Genomic DNA, 22,006 nt, shown 5'->3' on the forward strand with positions numbered 1-22,006 from the left:
TTCCCCCACCCCCCCCCCGCGGCCCCCCCCCGGCGCGCGCGGGGGGCCGCGCGGCCCCCCCCCGGGGGGGGGCCCCCCCCCCCCCGGGGGGGGGCCGGGGCCCCCCCCCCCCCCCCCCCCCGCTTCCGCGCGTGGGCGGCCGGTGGTCAGCCCTTGGCCGGAGACTTCTTCGCCGACTCCGGGACCGGCTGGTCCTTGCGCAGGGCCTCCCACAGCTGGGTCGCCTGCGGCTCCGCGGCGACCACGCGGTTGGGGTCCACCTTGTCGTAGGCGACCGGCAGCATGATCGTCTGCATGGTGTCGGGGTCCACGCCCTTCATGCTCTGCGCGAAGTCGGACAGCGCGGTGAGCGAGGCGAGTTCGGAGTCGGTGGTCAGCGACTTCGTCCCGGCGTCGGCGAGTTTGTAGAGGCGCGCCGGGTTGCCCAGGGCGTCCTGCTTCTTGATCTCGGACAGCATCGCCATCATGAACTGCTGCTGGAGGCCTATGCGTCCGAGGTCGCTGCCGTCGCCGTAGCCGTAGCGGGTACGGACGAACTTGAGCGAGTCGGTGCCGTTCAGCCGGTGCGTGCCCGCGTCCAGCTTGAGGCCGCCCTTGGCCCCGCTCATCGGCTTGTCCAGGGTGACGGTGACCCCGCCGAGGGCGTCCACCAGGCCCTTGAACCCGGCGAAGTCCACCTCGACGAAGTGGTCCACGCGGACCCCGGACATCTCCTCCACGGTCTTGACCACGCAGGCCGGACCGGCGAGACCGTAGATGCCGTTGAACATGGCCCGCTTCTGGGACGGCACGGTCTTGCCGTCGGCGGCCTTGCACTCGGGCCGGGTGACCAGGGTGTCGCGCGGGATGCTGATCGCGGTGGCCTTGGACCGGCCCTCGGGTATGTGCACCAGCATCGTGGTGTCCGAGCGGGCACCGCTGACGTCGCCGTGGTCGAGGTCCCCGTTGGCCCCGGCCCGCGAGTCGGAGCCGAGCACCAGGATGTTCTGCGCGCCCGCCACGACCTTCTGCGGCCGGTTGTCGCCGATGGCCTGGTCCAGGTCGACGCTGTCGATGTTGCCGTTGAGGTGGCTGTACGCCCACCAGCCCGCGCCGGCCGCGCCCAGGATCAGCACGGCGACCAGCAGCAGGGTGATCCGCAGAATGCGGCGGCGGCGCCTGGGCCGCGCGTGCTTTTCCGTCATGGGGGTGAATCTTAGACACGTATTCGAATGGCCGAAGCCCGCCCCCCGGAAGGGGCGGGCCGAGCCGCGAAACGCCTGTCTGCGGGCCGAACTAGGCGGGAACGCTCGCCAGTCCGGGAGCCAGGAACTTCTTGCCGTTGACGCGCTCCGAGACGCCCTCACGGTCCAGGTACGGGGTGATGCCGCCCAGGTGGAAGGGCCAGCCCGCACCGGTGATGAGGCAGAGGTCGATGTCCTGGGCCTCGGCCACGACACCCTCCTCCAGCATCAGGCCGATCTCCTGCGCCACCGCGTCCAGGACGCGGTCGCGGACCTGCTCCTCGGTCAGGACGCTGTCGCCCTGGACCAGGAGCGCGGCGACCTCGGGGTCGAGCTCCGGCTTGAAACCGTTCTCGGCGTTGTAGACGTAGAAGCCGCGCTTGCCGGCCTTGACCACGGCCGCCAGGTTCGGGGAGACGGTGAAGCGCTCCGGGAAGGCGCGGTTCAGGGTCTCCGAGACGTGCAGACCGATCGCCGGGCCGACGAGCTCCAGGAGCACCAGCGGGGACATCGGCAGGCCGAGCGGCTCGATGGCCTTCTCGGCGGTGACCACCGGGGTGCCCTCGTCGATGACGTTCTGGATCTCGCCCATGAAGCGGGTCAGGATGCGGTTCACGACGAACGCCGGGGCGTCCTTGGTGAGGACCGCGGTCTTCTTCAGCTTCTTGGCGACACCGAAGGCCGTGGCCAGCGAGGCGTCGTCCGTCTGCTCACCGCGGACGATCTCCAGCAGCGGGAGGATCGCGACCGGGTTGAAGAAGTGGAAGCCGACCACGCGCTCCGGGTGCTGGAGCTTGGAGGCCATCTCCGAGACCGACAGCGAGGAGGTGTTGGTGGCGAGGATCGCGTGCGCCGGGGCGACCGCCTCGACCTCCGCGAACACCTTCTGCTTGACGGACATCTCCTCGAACACGGCCTCGATGATGAAGTCCGCGTCCGCGAAGCCCTCGGCCTTGTCCAGGACGCCGGTCACCAGGGCGGTCAGGCGGTTGGCCTTGTCCTGGTTGATGCGGCCCTTGCCGAGCAGCTTCTGGATCTCGGCGTGGACGTAGCCCACACCCTTGTCCACGCGCTCCTGGTCGATGTCGGTGAGGACCACCGGCACCTCCAGGCGGCGCAGGAAGAGCAGCGCCAGCTGAGAGGCCATCAGGCCCGCGCCGACGACGCCGACCTTGGTGACCGGACGGGCCAGGGACTTGTCCGGGGCGCCGGCCGGGCGCTTGGCGCGCTTCTGGACCAGGTTGAAGGCGTAGATGCCGGAGCGCAGCTCGCCGCCCATGATGAGGTCCGCGAGCGCGGTGTCCTCGGCGTCGAAGCCGGCCTGGAGGTCGCCGTCCTTGGCCGCGGCGATGATGTCCAGCGCGCGGTAGGCGGCCGGGGCGGCGCCGTGCACCTTGGAGTCCGCGATGGCGCGGCCCTTGGCGACGGCCGCGTCCCAGGCCTCGCCGCGCTCGACCTCGGCACGTACGACCTCGGTCTCGCCCTTCAGGACCTTGGCGGTCCAGATGAGGGACTGCTCCAGGAAGTCAGCGCCCTCGAAGATCGCGTCGGCGATGCCGAGCTCGAAGACCTGCTTGCCCTTGAGCTGGCGGTTCTGGTTCAGCGAGTTCTCGATGATGACCGAGATCGCGCGCTCCGCGCCGATGAGGTTCGGGAGGAGGGCGCAGCCGCCCCAGCCCGGGACCAGACCGAGGAAGACCTCGGGCAGCGAGAAGGCCGGGATGGCCTTGGAGACGGTGCGGTAGGAGCAGTGCAGACCGACCTCGACGCCGCCGCCCATCGCCGCGCCGTTGTAGTAGGCGAAGGTCGGGACCGCGAGGGCCGCGAGACGCTTGAAGACGTCGTGGCCGCCCTTGCCGATGGCAAGCGCCTCGTCGTGCTTCTTCAGCAGCTCGACGCCCTTGAGGTCGGCGCCGACCGCGAAGATGAACGGCTTGCCGGTGATGCCCGCGCCGACGATGGAGCCCGCGAGGGCCTCCTGCTCGACCTGGTCGATCGCCGCGTTCAGGTTGGCGAGGGACTGCGGGCCGAAGGTGGTCGGCTTGGTGTGGTCGAAGCCGTTGTCCAGCGTGACGAGCGCGAAGCGCCCGGCGCCGTACGGCAGGTCCAGGTGGCGGACGTGCGCGGACGTGACGACCTCGTCCGGGAACAGCTCGGCCGCGCCCTTCAGGAGCTCAGCGGTGGTGCTCACTTGGAGTCTCCCTCGGCGTTGAAGTTCGGGTTCTCCCAGATGACCGTGGCGCCCATGCCGAAGCCGACGCACATGGTGGTCAGGCCGTAGCGGACGTGCGGCTGCTCCTCGAACTGGCGGGCCAGCTGCGTCATCAGGCGCACGCCCGAGGAGGCGAGCGGGTGGCCGAAGGCGATGGCGCCGCCGTACTGGTTCACGCGGGCGTCGTCATCGGCGATGCCGTAGTGCTCCAGGAAGGCGAGGACCTGGACCGCGAAGGCCTCGTTGATCTCGAACAGGCCTATGTCCTCGATGGACAGACCGGCCTGGGCGAGGGCCTTCTCGGTGGCCGGGATCGGGCCGTAGCCCATGACCTCCGGCTCGACACCCGCGAAGGAGTACGAGACCAGGCGCATCTTGACCGGGAGGTTGTTCTCGCGGGCGAAGTCCTCGGACGCGATGATCGCGGCCGTGGCGCCGTCGTTGAGACCGGCGGCGTTGCCCGCGGTGACCCGGCCGTGCGTACGGAACGGGGTCTTCAGGCCGGCCAGGTTCTCCAGCGTGGTGCCCGGGCGCATCGGCTCGTCGGTGGTGACCAGGCCCCAGCCCGTCTCACCCGCGGCCGCGTTGGTGTTGCGCACCGAGATCGGCACCAGGTCCTGCTGGATCTTGCCGTCGGCGTACGCCTTGGCGGCCTTCTCCTGCGAGCGCACGGCGTACTCGTCGGCGCGGAGCTTGGTGATCGCCGGGTACCGGTCGTGCAGGTTCTCGGCGGTCATGCCCATGAACAGGGCGGACTCGTCGACCAGCTTCTCGGAGACGAAGCGCGGGTTCGGGTCCACGCCCTCACCCATGGGGTGGCGGCCCATGTGCTCGACACCGCCGGCGAGGGCGACGTCGTACGCACCGAAGGCCACGCCGCCCGCGACGGCGGTCACGGCGGTCAGCGCGCCGGCGCACATGCGGTCGATCGAGTAGCCCGGGACGGACTGCGGGAGGCCCGCGAGGATGCCGGCCGTGCGGCCCAGCGTGAGGCCCTGGTCGCCGATCTGCGTGGTCGCGGCGATGGCGACCTCGTCGATCTTCTTGGGGTCCAGGTCCGGGTTGCGGCGCAGCAGCTCCCGGATCGCCTTCACGACGAGGTCGTCGGCGCGGGTCTCGTGGTAGATGCCCTTCGGGCCCGCCTTGCCGAACGGGGTGCGGACGCCGTCGACGAAGACGACGTCCCTGACGGTACGAGGCACGTTGGCTCTCCTCCAGGTGCGGGTGTGCACTGCTGCGCGGGGGCGTGCTCGGCATGCGTTGCTGAGCGCCCGCTCACCCGGCCCATGCTACTTGCGGGTAACCAATGTGCACACCCCCTCCCCGAGGAGCGGCGAAGGTCACACTGCCGCGGGCGCCGCCGCGGGGCCGGTACCGGGCCGTCCGCCATCTCCCGGGGCCGTCCGGGGGTGCGGGTCCGGAGGGCCGTGAGCGCCTGACGAGGAAGACCCCCGGCCTGAGGCCGGGGGTCTTCTGGGGTCGGGTGCGGGTCAGGCGGTCGCGGCCAGGGCCGTGACCAGTGCCGCGGTGACCTGCTCGATCTGCCAAGGGCGCGCGCCGTAGCCCGCAAGGGCCTGCGCCACCGCGTCCGCCTCGAGCCGCTGCGGCGGCTCCCAGCAGAGCCTGCGGACCGTGTCCGGGGTGATCAGGTTCTCCTGGGGCAGGTTCAGCCCCTCGGCCAGCTCCGACACGGCCGCGCGGGCCGCCGACAGCCGGGCCGCGGCCACCGGGTCCTTGTCGGCCCAGGAACGCGGCGGCGGCGGGCCGGACGGGCTCGCCCCCGGCTGCGGCAGCGCGTTCTCGGGCAGGGCCTTCGCCCGGTCCACGGCGGCCATCCACTGCTCCAGCTGGCGCCGGCCCATGCGCTGCCCGTAACCGGGCAGGGCGGACAGGGCCTGCGCGTCCGCCGGGAGGGCCAGGGCGGCCTCGACGATCGCCGCGTCGCCCAGCACCTTGCCGGGGGACACGTCACGCCGCTGCGCGATCCGGTCCCGGGACTCCCACAGCTCCCGGACGACCGCCATCTGCCGGCGGCGGCGCACCTTGTGCATCCCGGACGTACGCCGCCAGGGGTCCTTGCGGGGCGGCGCGGGCGGTGCGGATGCGATGGCGTCGAACTCCTGGCGGGCCCATTCCAGCTTGCCCTGCCGGTCCAGCTCCTTCTCCAGGGCGTCCCGCAGGTCCACCAGCAGCTCCACGTCCAGGGCGGCGTAGCGCAGCCACGGCTCGGGAAGGGGGCGGGTGGACCAGTCGACGGCGGAGTGGCCCTTCTCCAGCGCGTAGCCGAGCACGCTCTCGACCATCGCGCCGAGTCCGACCCGCGGGAAGCCGGCCAGGCGGCCGGCCAGCTCGGTGTCGAACAGGGAGGTGGGCACCATGCCTATTTCGCGCAGGCAGGGGAGGTCCTGGGTGGCGGCGTGCAGGATCCACTCGGTGCCGGACAGGGCCTCGCCCAGTGCGGACAGGTCGGGGCAGCCCACCGGGTCGATCAGTGCGGATCCCGCGCCCTCGCGGCGCAGCTGCACCAGGTAGGCGCGCTGGCCGTAGCGGTATCCGGAGGCCCGCTCGGCGTCGACGGCGACGGGCCCGGTGCCCGCGGCGAAGGCCGCGACCACCTGGGCGAGCGCCTCCGCATCGGCGACGACCGGGGGGATGCCCTCACGGGGCTCCAGCAAGGGGATCGGCAGCCCATCGGACGGAGCTTCGTCGTCCGGGGGGCCGCCCCCGGTGGTGGTGCGCAGGTGTGCTGCGGTCTCTTGGGCGTCGGTCACCGGTCAAGGGTATCCGTGGATGCGACGCGCCCGTCGCCGGAACGTTCCGTCGACGGGCGCGGGGGAGAGGGGCGGACGTTTCCCGGGGTTCCCCGGGGGTTCGCCCGGGAGACGCCGGGCGGGGTCAAGGACCTGTCAGGCCGGACAGGCTCTCAGTGGATGATCCCGGTCCGCAGTGCGACGGCGACCATCCCGGCCCGGTCGCCGGTGCCCAGCTTGCGGGCGATCCGGGCCAGGTGGGACTTGACGGTCAGGGCGGACAGGCCCATCGAGACGCCGATGGCCTTGTTGGACTGGCCCTCCGCGACGAGGCGCAGGACCTCGACCTCGCGGCCGGAGAGCTCCCGGTAGCCGCCCGGGTGGCTCGGGGCACCCGGGGGGCGGCGGTGCATACGGGCGGCGGCAGCGCCGATGGGGGCGGCGCCGGGCCGGGTGGGGAGCCCGATGTTGGTCCGCGTTCCGGTGACGACGTAGCCCTTCACTCCGCCCGCGAGGGCGTTGCGTACGGCGCCGATGTCATCGGCGGCGGACAGGGCCAGGCCGTTGGGCCAGCCGGCGGCGCGGGTCTCGGAGAGGAGGGTGAGACCGGAACCGTCGGGCAGGTGTACGTCGGCCACGCAGATGTCGCGCGGGCTGCCGACGCGGGGGCGGGCCTCCGCGATGGACGAAGCCTCGATCACGTCACGTACTCCGAGGGCCCACAGATGGCGGGTCACGGTGGAACGGACGCGCGGGTCGGCCACGACGACCATGGCCGTCGGCTTGTTCGGGCGGTAGGCGACCAGGCTTGCGGGCTGCTCGAGAAGAACGGACACCTAGGCCTCCTGGGGGAGTGGCGGGACGGCCGGCTCGGGGAAGGAAGCCGGTGCGAACCGTGCGGATGGTCACTGACTCCTTCGGCACGTCACCCGCCCGGCTTTAGGGAATGATCACGATTTGGTGAGTAACAATTCGGGCAATTCGGACGCACGATCGATCATAGGGTGATCAGAAGCCCACAACGGGCGCCCCGTTCCGACACCCGGTTGCGGACTTCGACCGTTCGTTCCCGTACCCGCCCGCCGCGCGCGGCCGTACGGCGCCGCGGCTACGGGTGGTGCGGACCCCGCCGCTGTGGCAGGGAGACCACTCCCGTGACGGTCTCGGTCGGCCCGACCGGGGGCAGCCCCGCGATCTGGCACAGCAGCTCGCACCACGCCGCCAGGTGCGCCGCGGTGTCCGGCACCCCGCCCACCACCTCGCGCGGCGTCCAGGAGGCCCTGATCTCGATCTGCGTCGCCGGGCGCCGCTCCGCGAGCCCGCCGAAGTAGTGCGAGCCGGCCATGGTCACGGTCCCGCTCGCCTCCCCGTACGTCAGCCCGCGCGCGTCCAGCGCCCCCGTCAGCCAGGACCAGCACACCTCGGGGAGGAGCGGGTCCGCGGCCATCTCCGGCTCCAGCTCCGCCCTGACGAGCGTCACCATCCGGAACGTCCCGTGCCAGGCCTCGTGACCGGCCGGATCGTGGAGCAGGATGAGCCGGCCGTCGGCCAGGTCGTCCTCGCCGTCGACGACCGCGGCCTCCAGTGCGTAGGCGTACGGCGCCAGTCTCCGCGGCGGCTTCGTGGGGTCGATCTCGATCCCCGGACGCAGTCGTGCCTTCTTCAAGCCGTCGACCGCCCGGCGGAACGGGAGCGGGACGGAGCTCTCCTCCGCGCTGTCCACACCGTCAGCGCCATCTGAAAATCGTCCCTGAGCCGCAGCCATGCGGGGAAGACTAGGCGGAACGAGCGCCCGTACGGCGCAGGGACACCCGCGCCGGGCCGGGCACTTCTTCATACGTGCGAAGATTTGGCGCGTGAGCGCCAACGACCTTCCCCTCGCTCGAGGCTCCGCCCGAGCGGGGGAGACCCCACTGACGGGCCAGCCGAGTCAGACGTACGATTCCGCCTTCCTGAAGGCGTGCCGCCGCGAGCCGGTACCGCACACGCCGGTGTGGTTCATGCGGCAGGCCGGGCGCTCGCTCCCGGAGTACCGCAAGCTGCGCGAGGGCACCCAGATGCTCGAGTCCTGCATGCGGCCCGACCTGGTCACCGAGATCACCCTGCAGCCGGTGCGCCGCCACAAGGTGGACGCGGCGATCTTCTTCTCCGACATCGTGGTCCCGCTGAAGGCCATCGGCATCGACCTGGACATCAAGCCGGGCATCGGCCCGGTCGTGGCCCAGCCGATCCGCCGCCGCGAGGACCTCGCACAGCTGCGCGACCTCACCCCTGAGGACGTCTCGTACGTCACCGAGGCGATCGGCATGCTCACGGGTGAACTGGGCTCCACGCCGTTGATCGGCTTCGCGGGCGCGCCTTTCACCCTCGCGAGCTACCTCGTCGAGGGCGGACCGTCGCGCAACCACGAGCACACCAAGGCGCTCATGTACGGCGACCCCGAGCTGTGGGCCGACCTGCTGGACCGCCTCGCGGAGATCACCTCCGCCTTCCTCAAGGTCCAGATCGAGGCCGGCGTCTCGGCCGTCCAGCTCTTCGACTCCTGGGTCGGCGCCCTGGCCCCGGCGGACTACCGCCGCTCGGTGATGCCCGCGTCGGCGAAGGTCCTGGAGTCCGTCGCCTCGTACGGGGTCCCGCGCATCCACTTCGGCGTGGGCACGGGCGAGCTCCTCGGCCTCATGGGCGAGGCCGGCGCGGACGTCATGGGCGTCGACTACCGGGTCCCGCTGGACGAGGCCGTGCGCCGGGTGGGCCCGGGCAAGGCGCTCCAGGGCAACCTGGACCCGGCCGTGCTCTTCTCCACCCCGGAGGCGGTCGAGGCCAAGACGGACGAGGTCCTCGCGGCCGCCGCCGGCCTGGAGGGCCACATCTTCAACCTGGGCCACGGCGTCCTCCCCACGACCGACCCCGAGGCCCTGACGCGCCTGGTGGACTACGTCCACACCAAGACCGCGCGCTGAGCCCGAGCAAGATCGAGACGTCGGTACTGTGCCGTGCATGACATGGCAAGGACCGACGTTTCGCATATCCGACGGAGAGACCGTCGACGGGGCCTGGTGCCTCGTGTGGCGCAAGCACGACCTGCTCGACGAGCGCTACCCCGAACACCTCTTCGTCTACGCGGACGGCAGGATCTCCCTCGGCCGCTTCGAGGGGACCGACCTGGCCGGGCTGGGGAAGCTGCTCGCCTCCGGGAGGATCACCCTGCGCCCGGACCGGCCGGACGCGCCCGAGCCCTCCGCCGCCCCGCCGAAGTGGGAACAGCGCTACCCGGAACCGTGCACCGACGAGAGCTTCCTCGCGGAGGTCGCGGACGAGATCGCCCGGCTGGCCCGGCGGCCGAGGGCCGCCGACCGCTGCTGGGACGCCGTGCGGGCCTACCAGGCCGAGCCGACGGAGACCCGCCGGGCCGCCCTGCGGGAGGCGTACCTCGCCGTCCCGGCCCACCTGCGGGTCTACATGCTGGGCGACATGGACCTCCAGGACCGGCCGCTGCGCGTCCTGGTGACCGCCCTCGGCGAGCGGGTCGACGGGGACGGGCCCGTGGTGACGGCGCAGATGCACCAGGACTCCCTCGACTACTTCGCCCGGCCGGACGCGGGCGAAGAGGCGGCGCGGGAACACGAGGCGGTCCTGCACGTCGACGACCCCACCGGCACCCCGCAGCCCCCGGTCGTCCTCCACGAGAGCGTGCATCCGCAGGGCCGGCCCGACCGGCTCGGTGACTTCGCGCTGCGCAACGACCACGAGGCCCCCGTCAGCTACCGGGGGCAGACCTACCCGAGCGTGGTCCACGGCTACTGGGCCCTGTCCGCCGCCGAGCGCGCCGACCACGACCTGATCCGCGCGGCCGCGACGCCCGGGGAGGCCCGGGAAGCGGGCGGACGGGCGGCCCGCCGGGCGGACTGGCCCGCCGTGCGGCTCGGGGTCATGGCCGGACTGCTGCGGGCCAAGTTCGACCAGCACCCCGAACTCGCCGCACTCCTGCGGGGCACGGGGCAGGCGGGCATCCTCTACCGCGGGTACTCCGACTCCCCCTACTGGCGGGACGAGGGCCCCCGCGGCGGCCGCAACTGGACGGGCCGCCTCTTGGAGCTCATCCGCTCCGAGCTCGCCGTCCGAACCATCTAGACCCCGGCCGAGCGGACCGCGGAGACGGCCTTGCGGGCCGCCACCAGGACCGGGTCCCAGACCGGGGAGAACGGCGGGGCGTAGCCCAGGTCCAGGGAGACGATCTGGTCCACCGTCATGCCCGCCGTCAGGGCCACCGCGGCGATGTCCACCCGCTTGGCCGCCCCCGCGCCGCCGACGATCTGGACACCCAGCAGGCGGCCCGTGCGGCGCTCCGCCAGCGTCTTCACCGTCATCTCCGCCGCGCCCGGGTAGTAGCCCGCCGTGTTGGTGGAGGTGACGGTGGCCGTCACGAAGCGCAGGCCCGCCTCCAGCGCGTCCCGTTCGCGCAGCCCCGTACGGGCGATCTCCAGGTCGCAGACCTTGCTGACCGCCGTGCCGACCACCCCGGGGAAGGTCGCGTAGCCGCCGCCCACGCCCGAGCCGATCACCTGGCCGTGCTTGTTGGCGTGCGTGCCCAGCGGGATGTGCCGGGTGCGGCCCGAGACCAGGTCCAGGACCTCCACGCAGTCCCCGCCCGACCAGATGTCCTCGTGGCCCCGGACGCGCATCGAGAGGTCGGTGAGCAGGCCGCCCGAGGTGCCGAGCGGCAGGCCCGCGGCGCGGGCCAGCCCGGTGCGCGGCTCCACGCCGATGCCGAGCACGACCACGTCCGCCGGGTACTCCTCGCCCGTGGCCGTGGCCACCGCGCGGGCCCGGCCCTCCTCGTCGGTGAGGATCTTCGTGACCTCGGCCCGGGACACCGTACGGATCCCCATGCCGTTCATCGCGCGGTGCACCAGCCCGCCCATGTCCGGGTCCAGCGTGGCCATCGGCTGCGGGCCGCGGTGCAGGACGGTGACCTCGTAGCCCCGCCCGACCAGGGCCTCCGCCATCTCCACGCCGATGTAGCCCGCGCCGACCACCACCGCCCGGCGGCCCTGCGTCCGCTCCAGCGTCGTCATCAGGCGCTGGCCGTCGTCCAGGGTCTGGATGCCGTGGACCCCGTGCGCGCCGATGCCGGGCAGCCGGGGGCGGACGGGGCGGGCGCCCGTCGCCAGGACCAGCTTGTCGTAGCCCGTCCAGTACTCGGATCCGCCGTCCAGATCGCGGGCGCGGACCCGGCGGCCCGCGAGGTCCAGCTCCACGACCTCCGTGCGGGTGCGCAGGTCGATGTGGCGGGCGCGGTGCTCCTCGGGGGTGCGGGCGATCAGGTCGTCGCGCGCGGCGACCAGCCCGCCGATCCAGTACGGGATCCCGCACGCGGAGTACGAGCTGAAGTGCCCCCGTTCGAAGGCGACGATCTCCAGCTCCTCCGGGCCCTTGAGCCGCCGGGCCTGTGACGCGGCGGACATCCCCGCCGCGTCACCGCCGATCACCACCAGTCGTTCCGTCGCCATCGTCCGCACCGTCCTCCGCCGCCGTCGCTTGGGGGACACGCTACGGGCGAAGGGCCGCCCGCCGAAGGAGCGTTCGGCCCGCCGGTCCAGATGAGCCTGGACCGGGCGACGGGAGCGGACGCCGGGAAGGGCGTCAGGGCGGGTGTCAGGGCGGGTGTCAGGAGCGGGGGGCGCCGTCCTCCGCGTCCGGCGCCGCGTCTGCCCCGGTGTCCGCCCCGGCGCGGGCCCCGGCGGGCGCCGGAGCGGGCCGGGCCGCCGGGACCGAGACCCGCCAGGCCGGTCCGGTCCGCGGGGCCAGGCCCGTCTTCGGCTTCGCGGGGCGCCGCCGGTACAGCCGGAAGGCCAGCGCCAGCGCCGCGGCCGCCAGCGCGAAGGGCAGCACCGCGCCCACCGCCAGCGTCAGGAAGCGCACGATGGTCAGGAAGACGTCCCAGCCGCCGCGCAGGGCGTCCATGAAGGCCGGCTCCTTCTCCTTCTTCTTCTCCTCCGCCACCGGCTTCGGGGCCGGCTCCGAGACCTCCAGCGTGATCGTGCCCAGCGCGGTCTGGTCCTTCAGCGCGTTCTGCTGCGCCTGGAGCGACTCCAGATCGGACTGCCGCTTGCTCAGTTCGCTCTCCAGCATGACCACGTCGCTCAACGCCGAGGCCTTGCCCATCATTTCCCGTACCCGGGCCACGCTGGCCTGCTGCGACGCGACCCGGCTGCCGATGTCGGCGACCTTCTCCGTCACGTCCTGCGCCTCGACCTTGCGGTGCAGGAGCTTCCCGCTGCCCTCCATCGCCCCGAGCACGGCGTCGTACTGTTCGCCCGGCACCCGCAGGGTCACCGTCGACGTCATACGGCCGTCCTGGCCGCGCTTGCTGGACTCGTTGCCCACGTAGCCGCCCGCGCCGAGGGCCGCCGAACGGGCCGCGGCCAGCGCCTGCTGCGCGTCATCGGTCTCGATGCCGAGGGTCGCCGTACGGATCACGTTCGGGCGCACGGCGGCCAGCGGCTGCGCGTTCTTGTCGGCCGATGACCCCGAGGCCGCGGAGGCTCCGGGCGCCGCCGCCGATCCGGCCCCCTTCGCCGCCTCCGGAGCCTTGCCGCCCTGGGCGGGCGCGGGGGCCACCGCAGCCTTGTCGGCCGAGGTGGCCCGGGTCCCGCCGTCGGCGCCGCAGCCGGTGAGCGTGAGCACCCCGGCCAGGGAGAGGACGGCCAGGGCGGCCGCGGAACGCTGTCTGTTCACGGTGTGCATCTCAGTAAACCCCCGAGGTTCGGCTGGTGTTGCCGTTTCGACGTCCAGAGTCCCCGCGGGGGTTTCACCTCCGCGGTCCCGGACCGGTCCCGATGCGGTCACGGTCCGGCCTCGCCGCAGGGCCCGCCGCCGGTCTGAGACGATGTGTCCATGCACGAAGCGGACATGCGTACGGACCGGCCGGACCGCGCCGGCGCCCCCGGTCACGTCGTCGTCATCGGCGGCGGCATCGCGGGCCTCGCGGCGGCCCACCGGCTGCTCGCCGACGGGGTCCGCGTGACGCTCCTGGAGGCGGGACCCCGGCTCGGCGGCAAACTGCACGCCGGGGAGCTCGCCGGGGCCCCCGTCGACCTCGGCGCCGAGTCCGTCCTCGCCCGCCGCCCCGAAGCCGTGGACCTCGCCCGGTCCGTAGGCCTCGGCGAGGCCCTCCAGGCGCCCGCGACCGCCACCGCCCACCTGTGGACCCGGGGAGCGCTGCGGCCGATGCCGCGCGGGCACATCATGGGCGTCCCCGGCGACCTGGGGCCGCTCGCCGCCTCCGGGGTGCTCTCCGCGGAGGGCCTGGCCCGGATCGAGGCGGAGCGCGAGCTGCCGCCCGCCGAGATCGGCGAGGACGTCGCCGTCGGCGAGTACGTAGCCGCCCGGCTGGGACACGAGGTCGTCGACCGGCTGGTGGAGCCGCTGCTCGGCGGGGTCTACGCGGGCGACGCCTACCGCATCTCGATGCGGGCGGCCGTCCCCCAGCTCTTCGAGGCCGCCCGTACGCACCGCTCGCTGGGCGAGGGCGTCCGGGAGCTCCAGCGCCGCGCGGCCGCGCAGCCGCAGGCCGCCGGCCCCGTCTTCGCCGGCATCGACGGCGGCATCGGACGGCTGCCGGCCGCCGTGGCCGAGGCCTGCCGCCGCGCCGGGGCGCGGATCGTCACCGGTACCCCCGTGCGCGAGGTCCTCCGTACGGCGGACGGCTGGCGGGTCGTGGCCGGCGCCGAGGTCATCGACGCCGACGGCGTGGTCCTGGCCACCCCGGCCGGACCGGCCGCGCGGCTGCTGGACCGGCTGGTGCCCGCGGCCGCGGCCGAGCTGCGCGGGGTCGAGTACGCCTCCATGGCCCTGGTCACCCTGGCCTTCCGGCGCTCCGAGATGCCCGAGGCGGTCACCGGGGGCGGCGCCAGCGGCTTCCTCGTACCGCCCGTCGACGGCCGGACGATCAAGGCCTCCACCTTCTCCAGCAACAAGTGGGCCTGGGCCGGGGCCGATCCCGAGCTCTTCCTGCTGCGGACCTCCGTCGGCCGCTACGGCGACGAGGGCGAGCTGAAGCGCGAGGACGGCGAGCTCGTCGGGGTGTCGCTGAGCGACCTCGGCGAGGCCGTGGGCCTGACGGCCCGGCCGGTCGCCTCCACCGTCACGCGCTGGGACGGCGGACTGCCCCAGTACCCGGTCGGCCACCTGGACCGGGTCGCCCGGATCCGCGCCGCCGTCGCCGCCCAGCCGGGCCTCGCCGTGTGCGGCGCCCTCTACGACGGAGTGGGCATCCCGGCGTGCATCGCGAGCGCCGGCAAGGCCGCGGAAGCGGTGATCACCGCTTTCGGGACCCCTGGCACGGACCACTGATCAGCGCACGGGACAATAGGCACATGACTGCACCAGAGAAGATTCCCAACGCGGGGAAGAAGGCGAAGGACCTCAACGAGGTCATCCGCTACACCCTGTGGTCCGTCTTCAAGCTGAAGGACGTCCTCCCCGAAGACCGCGCCGGTTACGCCGACGAGGTCCAGGAGCTCTTCGACCAGCTGGCCGCCAAGGACATCACCGTCCGCGGCACCTATGACGTCTCCGGCCTGCGCGCCGACGCCGACGTCATGATCTGGTGGCACGCCGAGACGGCGGACGAGCTGCAGGGCGCCTACAACCTGTTCCGCCGCACCAAGCTGGGCCGCGCGCTGGAGCCGGTGTGGTCGAACATGGCCCTGCACCGCCCGGCCGAGTTCAACAAGTCGCACATCCCGGCCTTCCTGGCCGACGAGACCGCCCGCGACTACGTCAGCGTGTACCCGTTCGTGCGCAGCTACGACTGGTACCTGCTGCCCGACGAGGACCGTCGCCGCATGCTCGCCGACCACGGCAAGATGGCCCGCGGCTACCCCGACGTGCGCGCCAACACCGTCGCCTCCTTCTCGCTCGGCGACTACGAGTGGCTGCTGGCCTTCGAGGCCGACGAGCTGTACCGCATCGTGGACCTCATGCGTCACCTGCGCGCCTCCGAGGCCCGGATGCACGTCCGCGAAGAGGTGCCCTTCTACACCGGGCGCCGCAAGTCCGTCGCCGATCTGGTGGCCGGGCTCGCCTGATACCTCCCCTGGGGGGAAGTGCCGGAGGACGACCACACCGTCAGGTGAGTTCCTCCGGTGGATCGGGAGGCCCTGCCCCCGAAACGACGCAGCCGGAGATCCCGCCCGGAAGTTCAGACGACTGGCGGCAGCAGTGCCCCGCGGGCGCTTGCTGCCCGGTCGTCCAGCGACACCGGTGCGGGCTCCGGATGCGGCGCACACGTGACACTGCGGCCCGGGGTGTCACCTGTCAGCAGATACCGCTCCACGTGACGGTCCACGCAGTCGTTGCCACTGCCCACCACTCCGTGGCTGCCGGCCCCTTCCTCCGTGACCAGCGCGGCCCCCGGGCCGAGCCGCCGCTGGAGTTCCAGCGCACCCGGGTACGGGGTCGCCCCGTCCCGCTCCGCCGCGACCACGAGGGTCCGCGGCAGCGCGGCGGCCGGAGCGGCGCCCACGTCCACCGGCCGCTGCCGCCCGGGCACTGGCCAGTAGGCGCAGGGCAGATTCAGGAAGGCGTTGGCCCAGGTCTCGAAGGGGGCCGTACGGGCCAGTTCGGTGTTGTCGCGGTCCCAGGTCTCCCAGTCCGCGGGCCAGGGGGCGTCGTTGCACAGCACCGCCGTGTAGACGGCCGTCGCGTTCTCGGCCTCCGCCGCCGACGCCGGGTCGGGTGCGGCCTGTTCCGTCAGCGGGCCCGGGTCGCCGCGCAGGAACGCGGCCAGCGCCGCCGCCCGCTCCGGCCACACGGCGTCGTAGTACGCGGCCTGGACGAAGACGGAGCGCAGTTCGCCGGTTCCGACGCTGCCGCCCGCGGGGGTGCGCGCCACCGCCTCCCGTACCCGCTCGTAGCTCGCCTGGACGGCCGCCGGGGTGGCGCCGAGGCGGTACGTGCCGTGGTGCCGGGCCGCCCAGGCGCGGAAGTCGTACCAGCGGCGCTCGAAGCCGGGCGCCTGGTCGAGGTTGTTGCGGTACCAGATGCGGCTCGGGTCCGGGTCGACCGCCGAGTCGAAGACCATCCGGCGGACGTGGCGCGGGTGCAGCGTCGCGTAGACCGCGCCGAGGTAGGTGCCGTACGAGCCGCCCATGAAGGTCAGCCGCGGCTCGCCGAGCGCGGCGCGCAGTACGTGCAGATCGCGGACGTTGTTCAGGGTCGTGTAGTACGGCAGGGCCGCGCCGGCCCGCCGCGCGCAGCCGCGGGCGTACGCCCGGGCGGCGGCGATCCGCTCCTCCTTGTACGCCGGGGAGGGGTGGACCGGGACCTGCGTGGGGCCCCCGGCCCGGGCGGCCGGGTCCTGGCAGGACAGGGGGGCGGAGCGGCCGACCCCGCGCGGGGCGTAGCCGACGAGGTCGTAGGCGGCGGCGATCCGCTCCCAGCCGGGGAGTCCGGCGACGAGCGGGAAGTGCATGCCGGAGGCGCCGGGGCCGCCGGGGTTGTGCACGAGTGCGCCCTGGCGGGCGGCCCGGCCTGCGCCGGTGGCCGCGGCCCGGCTGACGGTGAGGGAGATCTGCGGGCCGTCGGGGCGGGCGTAGTCGAGCGGGACGCGCAGGGTGGCGCAGCGGACGGGGGAGGGCAGGCCCTCGGCGCCGGGGCAGGAGGTGAAGCGCAGCGGCCGCCCGGCGCCGGCCGCGTGGCCCGGGGCGCGGACGGGGGCGGCGGCGGCCTCGGCGGCGCGCCGGGCGACGAGTTCGGCCCCGGCGTCCTCGGCGGAGAGCCGGGCCGGCTCCTCGGCGGTGAGCCGGGCCGGCTCCTCGGCACGGGCCGCGGGCGCCGCGCACAGGACGAGGGAGAGCGCCGCGGTGGCGGCTGCGTGGCGTGCGGGCGTCATGCGCATGGCGGCCCTGCCTCTCATCGGATGAACCGATGAGATCCGGCAGCCGGGAGGCTGTAAAGGATCACCGCCCGGTGTCGGCCGCCGTACCCCCGTTGCCGTGCGATCCGGACCCGGTTGCCGTACGGCACGGGCCCGCCGAGCGGGTCGACGGGCCCATGACGGACGGTCAGGAACTACTGGAGCTGCCGCAGCTGGAGCCGGACGAGCTGCTGCAACTCGAACCGCCGCTGCTGCTGCTGCCGCCGCAACTGCTGCCGGAGGAGCCGCCACCGCCCGAGCCGCCGCAGCTGGAACCGGAGGCACAGGTCGAACCGGCACCGCAGCCGGATCCGCCCCCGCCGCCCCCCGAGCCGCCGCCGTCGCTCCCGGCGCACCAGAGCACCGGCAGGAACTCGGCGCCGGAAGCGAACGCGGTGTCAGCGCCCGCCGGACGCGATCGCGCCTGCGCCGCCGCCAGCCGGGTGCCGCGCACGGCCGGCACCAACTGCTGGCGCAGGTACGGGTCGCGCAGACCGCGCAGCCCGAACAGGGCGGTCTGCACGTACGGGGTCCCGTCGTGCAGGTGGGCGGCGCGCAGCTCGCGCAGCGCCCGCTGCCCGGCCGGGGTGACCCGCTGCCCGGCCCGCACGGCGCAGATCAGGCCGACCACCAGGCCGCCGATCAGCACGGGGATCACCTTGGCGATGAACGGCACCTGCCCGCCGGAGTCCAGGGCGAGGGCGAGGAAGGTGATCAGCAGCGACCCCGGCAGCATGAGCGCGCACACCGAGGCCTGGACGAGCCCCCAGAGCCGCCAGGACCGGCCGGAGCCGGGCGCGCGCAGCAGCCCGCGCGCGGCCAGCAGGTCCCCGGTCTCCTGGACGGCGGGGTCGCGCATGGCGGCGTACCGCACCTGGTACAGCCACCCCGAGGGCGCACCCCCGTGGGCCTGGAGCACGGCCCGCTCGGCGTGGTCACCGGCCCGCGCCCCGGGCCGCACCTGGACGATCCCCGGACCGCCGACGATCAGCCTGCCGTCGCCGAGCATGGCGACGAGGGCGGTGTCCACGACGTTGCCGGGGCCGCCCGCGACGAACGCGGCCTCGGACAGGTCGTACAGCCGCGGCGCCGGCCCGTCCGGCGCGGGCCGGGAGCTGCGCAGGCCGCGGACCAGCAGGACGGAGGAGACGATGACGGCGACCCAGGTCGCCAGTGCGAGGAGGTTCACGCCGCCCTCCCCGCCAGCGCCCGGGCCCAGCGCACGACCCGGCGGGGCGGCCGCGCCCCGGCCCGGTCCTGCCACCACCAGGTGAGCCTGCGCCGGGCGGCCGGGTCGGCCGGAAGGTCCTGGATCAGCAGGTGCTCCACGAAGTCCAGGGCCTCGCGGCGGTATCCGGCCGCCGCCATGGGACGGCCCTTGGCGTAGGAGAGGTAGGCCTCGCGGTACGGGGCCTCGCCGCCCAGGATCACGGGCAGCTCGGGTGCCAGCTTGGCCACCACCCCCGCCCGCTTGGCGGCCAGGGCCCGGGCCTGCACCCGGACCCGCTGCCGGTCGAAGCCCTCGGGTACGGGGGTCCCGGCCACCAGCGCCGACAGCAGCGCGGCCTGGCTCAGGCCGACGCGGATCCGCGCCGCCCCGGTGGCGCCGTCCTGCCCACCGTCCTGCCCAGCGCCGTGCCCGGCTTCCTGCTCGGCGTCCTGCCGGGCCTCCCGTCCGCCGTCCGCCGGGGGCCTCGGCCCGGCGGCTCGCGGCGGACGGGCCGCGGCGGCGCCCACCACGTCCCGGATCCGGGCCAGTTCGCCCGCCAGCTCCGGCTCCGGCGGGAAGTCGTCGTCCCGCTCCAGCAGGACGCCGGGCGGGTCCACCCGGGAGCGGAGCCCGGCCAGCAGGTCGAGCACCACCGGCGGGACGGGGTGCGCGTGCGTGTCGTGCCAGACGCCGCCCCGCTCGACGCCGCCCGCCACGTGGACGTACGCGAGCGCCTCCAGCGGGATCGCGTCGAGCACGGCGGCCGGGTCCTCGCCCCGGTTGACCCGGTTGGTGTGCAGGTTGGCCACGTCGATGAGCAGCCGTACGCCGGTCCGCTCCACCAGCTCCGTCAGGAACTGCCCCTCCGTGAGCTCCTCGTCCGGCCAGGAGATCAGCGCGGCGATGTTCTCCAGCGCCAGCGGCACGGGCAGCGCGTCCTGCGCGATGCGCACGTTCTCGCACAGCACGTCCAGCGCGTCCCGGGTCCGCGGTACGGGCAGCAGGTGGCCGGCCTCCAGCGCGGGCGAGGAGGTCCGGACGAACGCGATGTGCTCGGTGACCAGAGGCGCCCCCAGCGCCACCGCCCGCTCACCGAGCGCGGCCAGCTTGGCCGGGTCCGGGCGGTCGGCGCCGCCGAGGCCCAGCGAGACCCCGTGCGGCACGACGCGCGTACCGCGCTCCAGCAGCCGCAGCAGGGAATCCGGCAGGTGGCCCGGGCAGATGTTCTCGGCCACCACCTCGACCCAGTCCAGGCCCGGCAGCCGCTCGACGGCGTCCGCGATCTCCGGCCGCCAGCCGATGCCCACCCCCAGGTGTGCCATGGGCTTCATGTCCCCTCGCCCCCTCTCGTCGGACCGTGTGCCGGTGTGATGGCCCCGGCGGGGTCCGGCCAACCGCGGAGAGGGGTGTTTCAGAGCAACATTTGAGGTTCCGAGGGTCGCCGGAACGGCGTCAGAGCCGGGCCCGCAGCGCGGGGTGGTCGGCGATCACCGTGGCGCTGCCCGGCGCGATCTCCGTGAAGCCCGCGTCCCGCACCACCGGCAGCCCGCTCCCGCTCAGCTCCGCCCACCGCTCCGCCGGGGCCGTGCGTACGGCCAGCCGGAAACCGGACTCCCGCCACCGGGCCCGCTCCGGGCCCGTCAGCTCCCACCAGGCCAGCTGCGCCGCGTGCCCGGCCTGGGCCATCGCCTTGCCGGCCGACATCTCGACGCCGGGGTTGAGCCACAGGACGGGGAGCGCCGGGTCGGCCGGCCCGGCCGGGGCGGGGTCGTCCAGTTCGGTGCCCGACACCTGGAGCTTCACCAGCTCCTTGGGCCAGCTGTCCAGGGGCACCGGCGGGAAGACCCGTACCTCGGACGCGTCACCGTGCACCGTGATGCCCGGCAGCGTCTGGGCCTTGCGCCACTCCGCCCCGCGGGCCCGCCGGACCACCTTCCGGATCCGGGCGTCCTGCCAGTCCCGTACGGCCTCGGCCCACTCGCCCTCGCCGTGCGCCCGCTCGTCCGTCAGCAGGGTCAGCACCGCGCGGGCCGCCGTCTCCAGGGCGTCGGTCCGGGCGGGCGGTTCGGCCTTCTCGATCCGCACCACCAGCGGCAGGACGAACTGCGGGGCCTCGTCGCGGGCGACGTGCTCCTGGCGGAAGGGGCTGTCCGCGCCGACCGCGGGGGCCGCTGCGGCGTCGGGGGTGTGCTGGCTGCTCATCCTGCCAAGGATGCCAGCATCCGCCTTCAGGATGATGCCCCGGGTGCGTGCCCGGGGCGAGGATCGAGTGCATGAAGAGTGATCTGTTCGCGTCCGAGAACCTGGCCCAGGCACCTGCGGCCCCCGGCATGACCCTGCAGAACGCCAAGTCCGTGAAGTACACCGTCAACGGCGAGGTGCTCGCCCGCCAGGGCGCGATGGTCGCTTACCGCGGCAACCTCCAGTTCGAACGCAAGGGGCAGGGCATAGGCGGCCTGCTCAAGCGCGCCGTCACCGGCGAGGGCCTCGCGCTGATGTCCGTACGCGGTCAGGGCGAGGCGTGGTTCGCCCACCAGGCGGCCAACTGCTTCATCATCGACTTCGAGCCGGGCGACGCCCTGACGATCAACGGCCGCAACGTGCTCTGCTTCGACCCGACCCTGTCCTACGAGATCAAGATGGTGAAGGGCGCCGGCATGACCGGCGGCGGGCTCTTCAACAGCCTCTTCACCGGCACCGGCAAGCTCGCCGTGGTCTGCGACGGCAGCCCGATCATCATCCCGGTCACCGCGCAGGCGCCGGTGTACGTGGACACGGACGCGGTGGTCGGCTGGAGCGCCCAGCTGGAGACCGGCCTGCACCGCTCCCAGTCGGTCGGCTCGATGATCCGCGGCGGTTCCGGCGAGGCCGTCCAGCTGATGCTGCGCGGCGAGGGCTTCGTCATCGTCCGGCCGAGCGAGGTCACCGAGGCCGTGGCGGCCCACTGACCGGTATCGGCTGAGGTCTGCTCGAGGACCGCCGGAGCAGTGAACGGGCCCTGGATCAGGGCCCGTTGCCGGGGCGGGCGGCTGTGGCACACTCCGGCCATGAGCGATGCGGACAAGACCGAGACGTGGCTGCGGCAGTGGATCGCGACGCATGGCGGGGTGGCGGGTACCGTCCACTTCCGCCGGGGCGAGGACATGGTTCTGGCCGCGGCCGTGAACATCCCGCCGCCGGTGGTCGAGATCGTGCGCGTCGTGCCACGGGGCAAGGGGATGGCCGGCCTGGCCTTCGCGCGCGACGAGCCGGTGTCGACCTGCAACCTGAAGACCGACACGAGCGGTGACGTGCGGCCCGGAGCCAAGGCGGTCGACGCGAACGCCGCCGTGGCGATCCCGGTCCACGACGGGGCCGGCCAGGTCCTTGGCGTCGTCGGAATCGCCTACATGGGCGAACGCGCCATGGACGACAGCGAGCTCGCCCGCCTGACGCGCGAGGCCGAGGCGGTACCCGCGGCGCAGGGCTGAGCTCCGCCATTGTCGGATCGTTTCCGGCCAGTATCGGACCGGGCGGGCCGATACCAGCTGGTTCACCCTGATCGAAAACTAGCGTGGCCATGCCGCTTGGGCACCGATCGAGGGGGTTCCTGGACATGGACGCTGGGCTGAAGCGCGAGCTGGAGGAGAAGGTCCGTTCCGGTGAGCGGCTGACGCGTGAGGACGGTGTCGCCCTCTACGAGTCGGATGA

Annotated in this window: 18 protein-coding genes; 6 read left to right on the forward strand and 12 right to left on the reverse strand. The window is 73.7% G+C overall.

The window, feature by feature from the left end:
- Positions 1-146: 146 nt before the first annotated feature.
- The 6 genes from AB0D94_RS35300 to AB0D94_RS35325 form a co-directional block, all read right to left on the reverse strand.
- The gene (locus tag AB0D94_RS35300) at positions 147-1,184 is read right to left on the reverse strand and encodes an LCP family protein (RefSeq protein ID WP_362061120.1); all 1,038 of its coding nucleotides are present in this window, start codon (positions 1,182-1,184) and stop codon (positions 147-149) included.
- Between the two features lie 91 nt (positions 1,185-1,275).
- Positions 1,276-3,414 (reverse strand): 3-hydroxyacyl-CoA dehydrogenase NAD-binding domain-containing protein, encoded by a 2,139-nt coding sequence (locus AB0D94_RS35305; RefSeq protein ID WP_362061123.1) that lies wholly within the window; start codon positions 3,412-3,414, stop codon positions 1,276-1,278.
- Positions 3,411-4,637 (reverse strand): acetyl-CoA C-acyltransferase, encoded by a 1,227-nt coding sequence (locus tag AB0D94_RS35310; protein ID WP_362061127.1) that lies wholly within the window; start codon positions 4,635-4,637, stop codon positions 3,411-3,413. The genes AB0D94_RS35305 and AB0D94_RS35310 overlap by 4 nt, the downstream gene beginning before the upstream one ends.
- 288 nt (positions 4,638-4,925) lie before the next feature.
- The gene (locus AB0D94_RS35315) at positions 4,926-6,206 is read right to left on the reverse strand and encodes a ribonuclease D (RefSeq protein ID WP_362061130.1); all 1,281 of its coding nucleotides are present in this window, start codon (positions 6,204-6,206) and stop codon (positions 4,926-4,928) included.
- 152 nt (positions 6,207-6,358) lie between these two features.
- Complete coding sequence (locus tag AB0D94_RS35320; protein WP_007267191.1) at positions 6,359-7,021, reverse strand: response regulator transcription factor; 663 nt, start codon at positions 7,019-7,021, stop codon at positions 6,359-6,361.
- A 272-nt stretch (positions 7,022-7,293) separates the two neighbouring features.
- A complete protein-coding gene (locus tag AB0D94_RS35325; RefSeq protein WP_362061135.1) occupies positions 7,294-7,950 on the reverse strand; it encodes a DUF3000 domain-containing protein in 657 nt (218 codons plus the stop codon).
- A 148-nt stretch (positions 7,951-8,098) separates the two neighbouring features.
- On the opposite strand from AB0D94_RS35325, the gene hemE reads away from it, so the two are divergent.
- Together hemE and AB0D94_RS35335 are read left to right on the forward strand one after the other, a co-directional pair.
- Positions 8,099-9,145 carry a uroporphyrinogen decarboxylase gene (hemE, locus tag AB0D94_RS35330; RefSeq protein ID WP_362061171.1) on the forward strand — a complete coding sequence of 349 codons (1,047 nt, stop codon included), beginning with the start codon at positions 8,099-8,101 and terminating at the stop codon, positions 9,143-9,145.
- Between the two features lie 37 nt (positions 9,146-9,182).
- Positions 9,183-10,316, forward strand: a complete 1,134-nt coding sequence (locus AB0D94_RS35335; RefSeq protein WP_362061138.1) for an NADAR family protein — start codon at positions 9,183-9,185, stop codon at positions 10,314-10,316.
- On the opposite strand, the gene AB0D94_RS35340 is transcribed toward AB0D94_RS35335, so the two are convergent.
- Together AB0D94_RS35340 and AB0D94_RS35345 are read right to left on the reverse strand one after the other, a co-directional pair.
- Entirely contained in the window at positions 10,313-11,695 is a 1,383-nt protein-coding gene (locus AB0D94_RS35340; protein ID WP_362061141.1) for an FAD-dependent oxidoreductase, read from the reverse strand. The genes AB0D94_RS35335 and AB0D94_RS35340 overlap by 4 nt on opposite strands.
- Positions 11,696-11,852: 157 nt before the next feature.
- Positions 11,853-12,923: a DUF4349 domain-containing protein gene (locus AB0D94_RS35345; protein WP_362061144.1), complete on the reverse strand. Its 1,071-nt coding sequence runs from the start codon at positions 12,921-12,923 to the stop codon at positions 11,853-11,855.
- A gap of 159 nt (positions 12,924-13,082) precedes the next feature.
- Between AB0D94_RS35345 and hemG the strand changes: the two genes are divergently transcribed.
- Complete coding sequence (hemG, locus tag AB0D94_RS35350) at positions 13,083-14,540, forward strand: protoporphyrinogen oxidase (protein ID WP_362061147.1); 1,458 nt, start codon at positions 13,083-13,085, stop codon at positions 14,538-14,540.
- A 23-nt stretch (positions 14,541-14,563) separates the two neighbouring features.
- The gene (gene hemQ / locus AB0D94_RS35355) at positions 14,564-15,277 is read left to right on the forward strand and encodes a hydrogen peroxide-dependent heme synthase (protein WP_362061150.1); all 714 of its coding nucleotides are present in this window, start codon (positions 14,564-14,566) and stop codon (positions 15,275-15,277) included.
- Positions 15,278-15,390: 113 nt separating this feature from the next.
- Here the strand turns inward: hemQ and AB0D94_RS35360 are convergent, their stop codons facing one another.
- The 4 genes from AB0D94_RS35360 to AB0D94_RS35375 form a co-directional block, all read right to left on the reverse strand.
- Positions 15,391-17,088: an alpha/beta hydrolase gene (locus tag AB0D94_RS35360; RefSeq protein ID WP_362061153.1), complete on the reverse strand. Its 1,698-nt coding sequence runs from the start codon at positions 17,086-17,088 to the stop codon at positions 15,391-15,393.
- 166 nt (positions 17,089-17,254) lie between these two features.
- The gene (locus tag AB0D94_RS35365) at positions 17,255-18,295 is read right to left on the reverse strand and encodes a TIGR04222 domain-containing membrane protein (protein WP_362061156.1); all 1,041 of its coding nucleotides are present in this window, start codon (positions 18,293-18,295) and stop codon (positions 17,255-17,257) included.
- A complete protein-coding gene (locus tag AB0D94_RS35370) occupies positions 18,292-19,647 on the reverse strand; it encodes a DUF692 domain-containing protein (protein WP_362061159.1) in 1,356 nt (451 codons plus the stop codon). The genes AB0D94_RS35365 and AB0D94_RS35370 overlap by 4 nt, the downstream gene beginning before the upstream one ends.
- Positions 19,648-19,768: 121 nt before the next feature.
- Positions 19,769-20,518 carry an aminoacyl-tRNA hydrolase gene (locus AB0D94_RS35375; protein WP_362061162.1) on the reverse strand — a complete coding sequence of 250 codons (750 nt, stop codon included), beginning with the start codon at positions 20,516-20,518 and terminating at the stop codon, positions 19,769-19,771.
- 71 nt (positions 20,519-20,589) lie between these two features.
- Between AB0D94_RS35375 and AB0D94_RS35380 the strand changes: the two genes are divergently transcribed.
- Together AB0D94_RS35380 and AB0D94_RS35385 are read left to right on the forward strand one after the other, a co-directional pair.
- Entirely contained in the window at positions 20,590-21,264 is a 675-nt protein-coding gene (locus AB0D94_RS35380; RefSeq protein WP_362061165.1) for an AIM24 family protein, read from the forward strand.
- A gap of 99 nt (positions 21,265-21,363) precedes the next feature.
- Entirely contained in the window at positions 21,364-21,786 is a 423-nt protein-coding gene (locus AB0D94_RS35385) for a GAF domain-containing protein (RefSeq protein WP_362061168.1), read from the forward strand.
- Positions 21,787-22,006 lie beyond the last annotated feature (220 nt).

Origin of the sequence: Streptomyces sp. NPDC048255 (genome assembly GCF_040652415.1) — a bacterium.
Lineage (GTDB): Bacteria > Actinomycetota > Actinomycetes > Streptomycetales > Streptomycetaceae > Streptomyces.

What these genes read in the sequence shown, in the direction of transcription:
- AB0D94_RS35335 (WP_362061138.1), top strand. Translation starts at nt 9,183, where the DNA reads ATGACATGGCAAGGACCGACGTTTCGCATATCCGACGGAGAGACCGTC.
- hemQ (WP_362061150.1), top strand. Translation starts at nt 14,564, where the DNA reads ATGACTGCACCAGAGAAGATTCCCAACGCGGGGAAGAAGGCGAAGGAC.
- AB0D94_RS35375 (WP_362061162.1), bottom strand. Translation starts at nt 20,518, where the DNA reads ATGAGCAGCCAGCACACCCCCGACGCCGCAGCGGCCCCCGCGGTCGGC.
- AB0D94_RS35340 (WP_362061141.1), bottom strand. Translation starts at nt 11,695, where the DNA reads ATGGCGACGGAACGACTGGTGGTGATCGGCGGTGACGCGGCGGGGATG.
- AB0D94_RS35300 (WP_362061120.1), bottom strand. Translation starts at nt 1,184, where the DNA reads ATGACGGAAAAGCACGCGCGGCCCAGGCGCCGCCGCCGCATTCTGCGG.
- AB0D94_RS35370 (WP_362061159.1), bottom strand. Translation starts at nt 19,647, where the DNA reads ATGAAGCCCATGGCACACCTGGGGGTGGGCATCGGCTGGCGGCCGGAG.
- hemG (WP_362061147.1), top strand. Translation starts at nt 13,083, where the DNA reads ATGCACGAAGCGGACATGCGTACGGACCGGCCGGACCGCGCCGGCGCC.
- AB0D94_RS35380 (WP_362061165.1), top strand. Translation starts at nt 20,590, where the DNA reads ATGAAGAGTGATCTGTTCGCGTCCGAGAACCTGGCCCAGGCACCTGCG.
- AB0D94_RS35360 (WP_362061153.1), bottom strand. Translation starts at nt 17,088, where the DNA reads ATGCGCATGACGCCCGCACGCCACGCAGCCGCCACCGCGGCGCTCTCC.
- AB0D94_RS35385 (WP_362061168.1), top strand. Translation starts at nt 21,364, where the DNA reads ATGAGCGATGCGGACAAGACCGAGACGTGGCTGCGGCAGTGGATCGCG.
- AB0D94_RS35325 (WP_362061135.1), bottom strand. Translation starts at nt 7,950, where the DNA reads ATGGCTGCGGCTCAGGGACGATTTTCAGATGGCGCTGACGGTGTGGAC.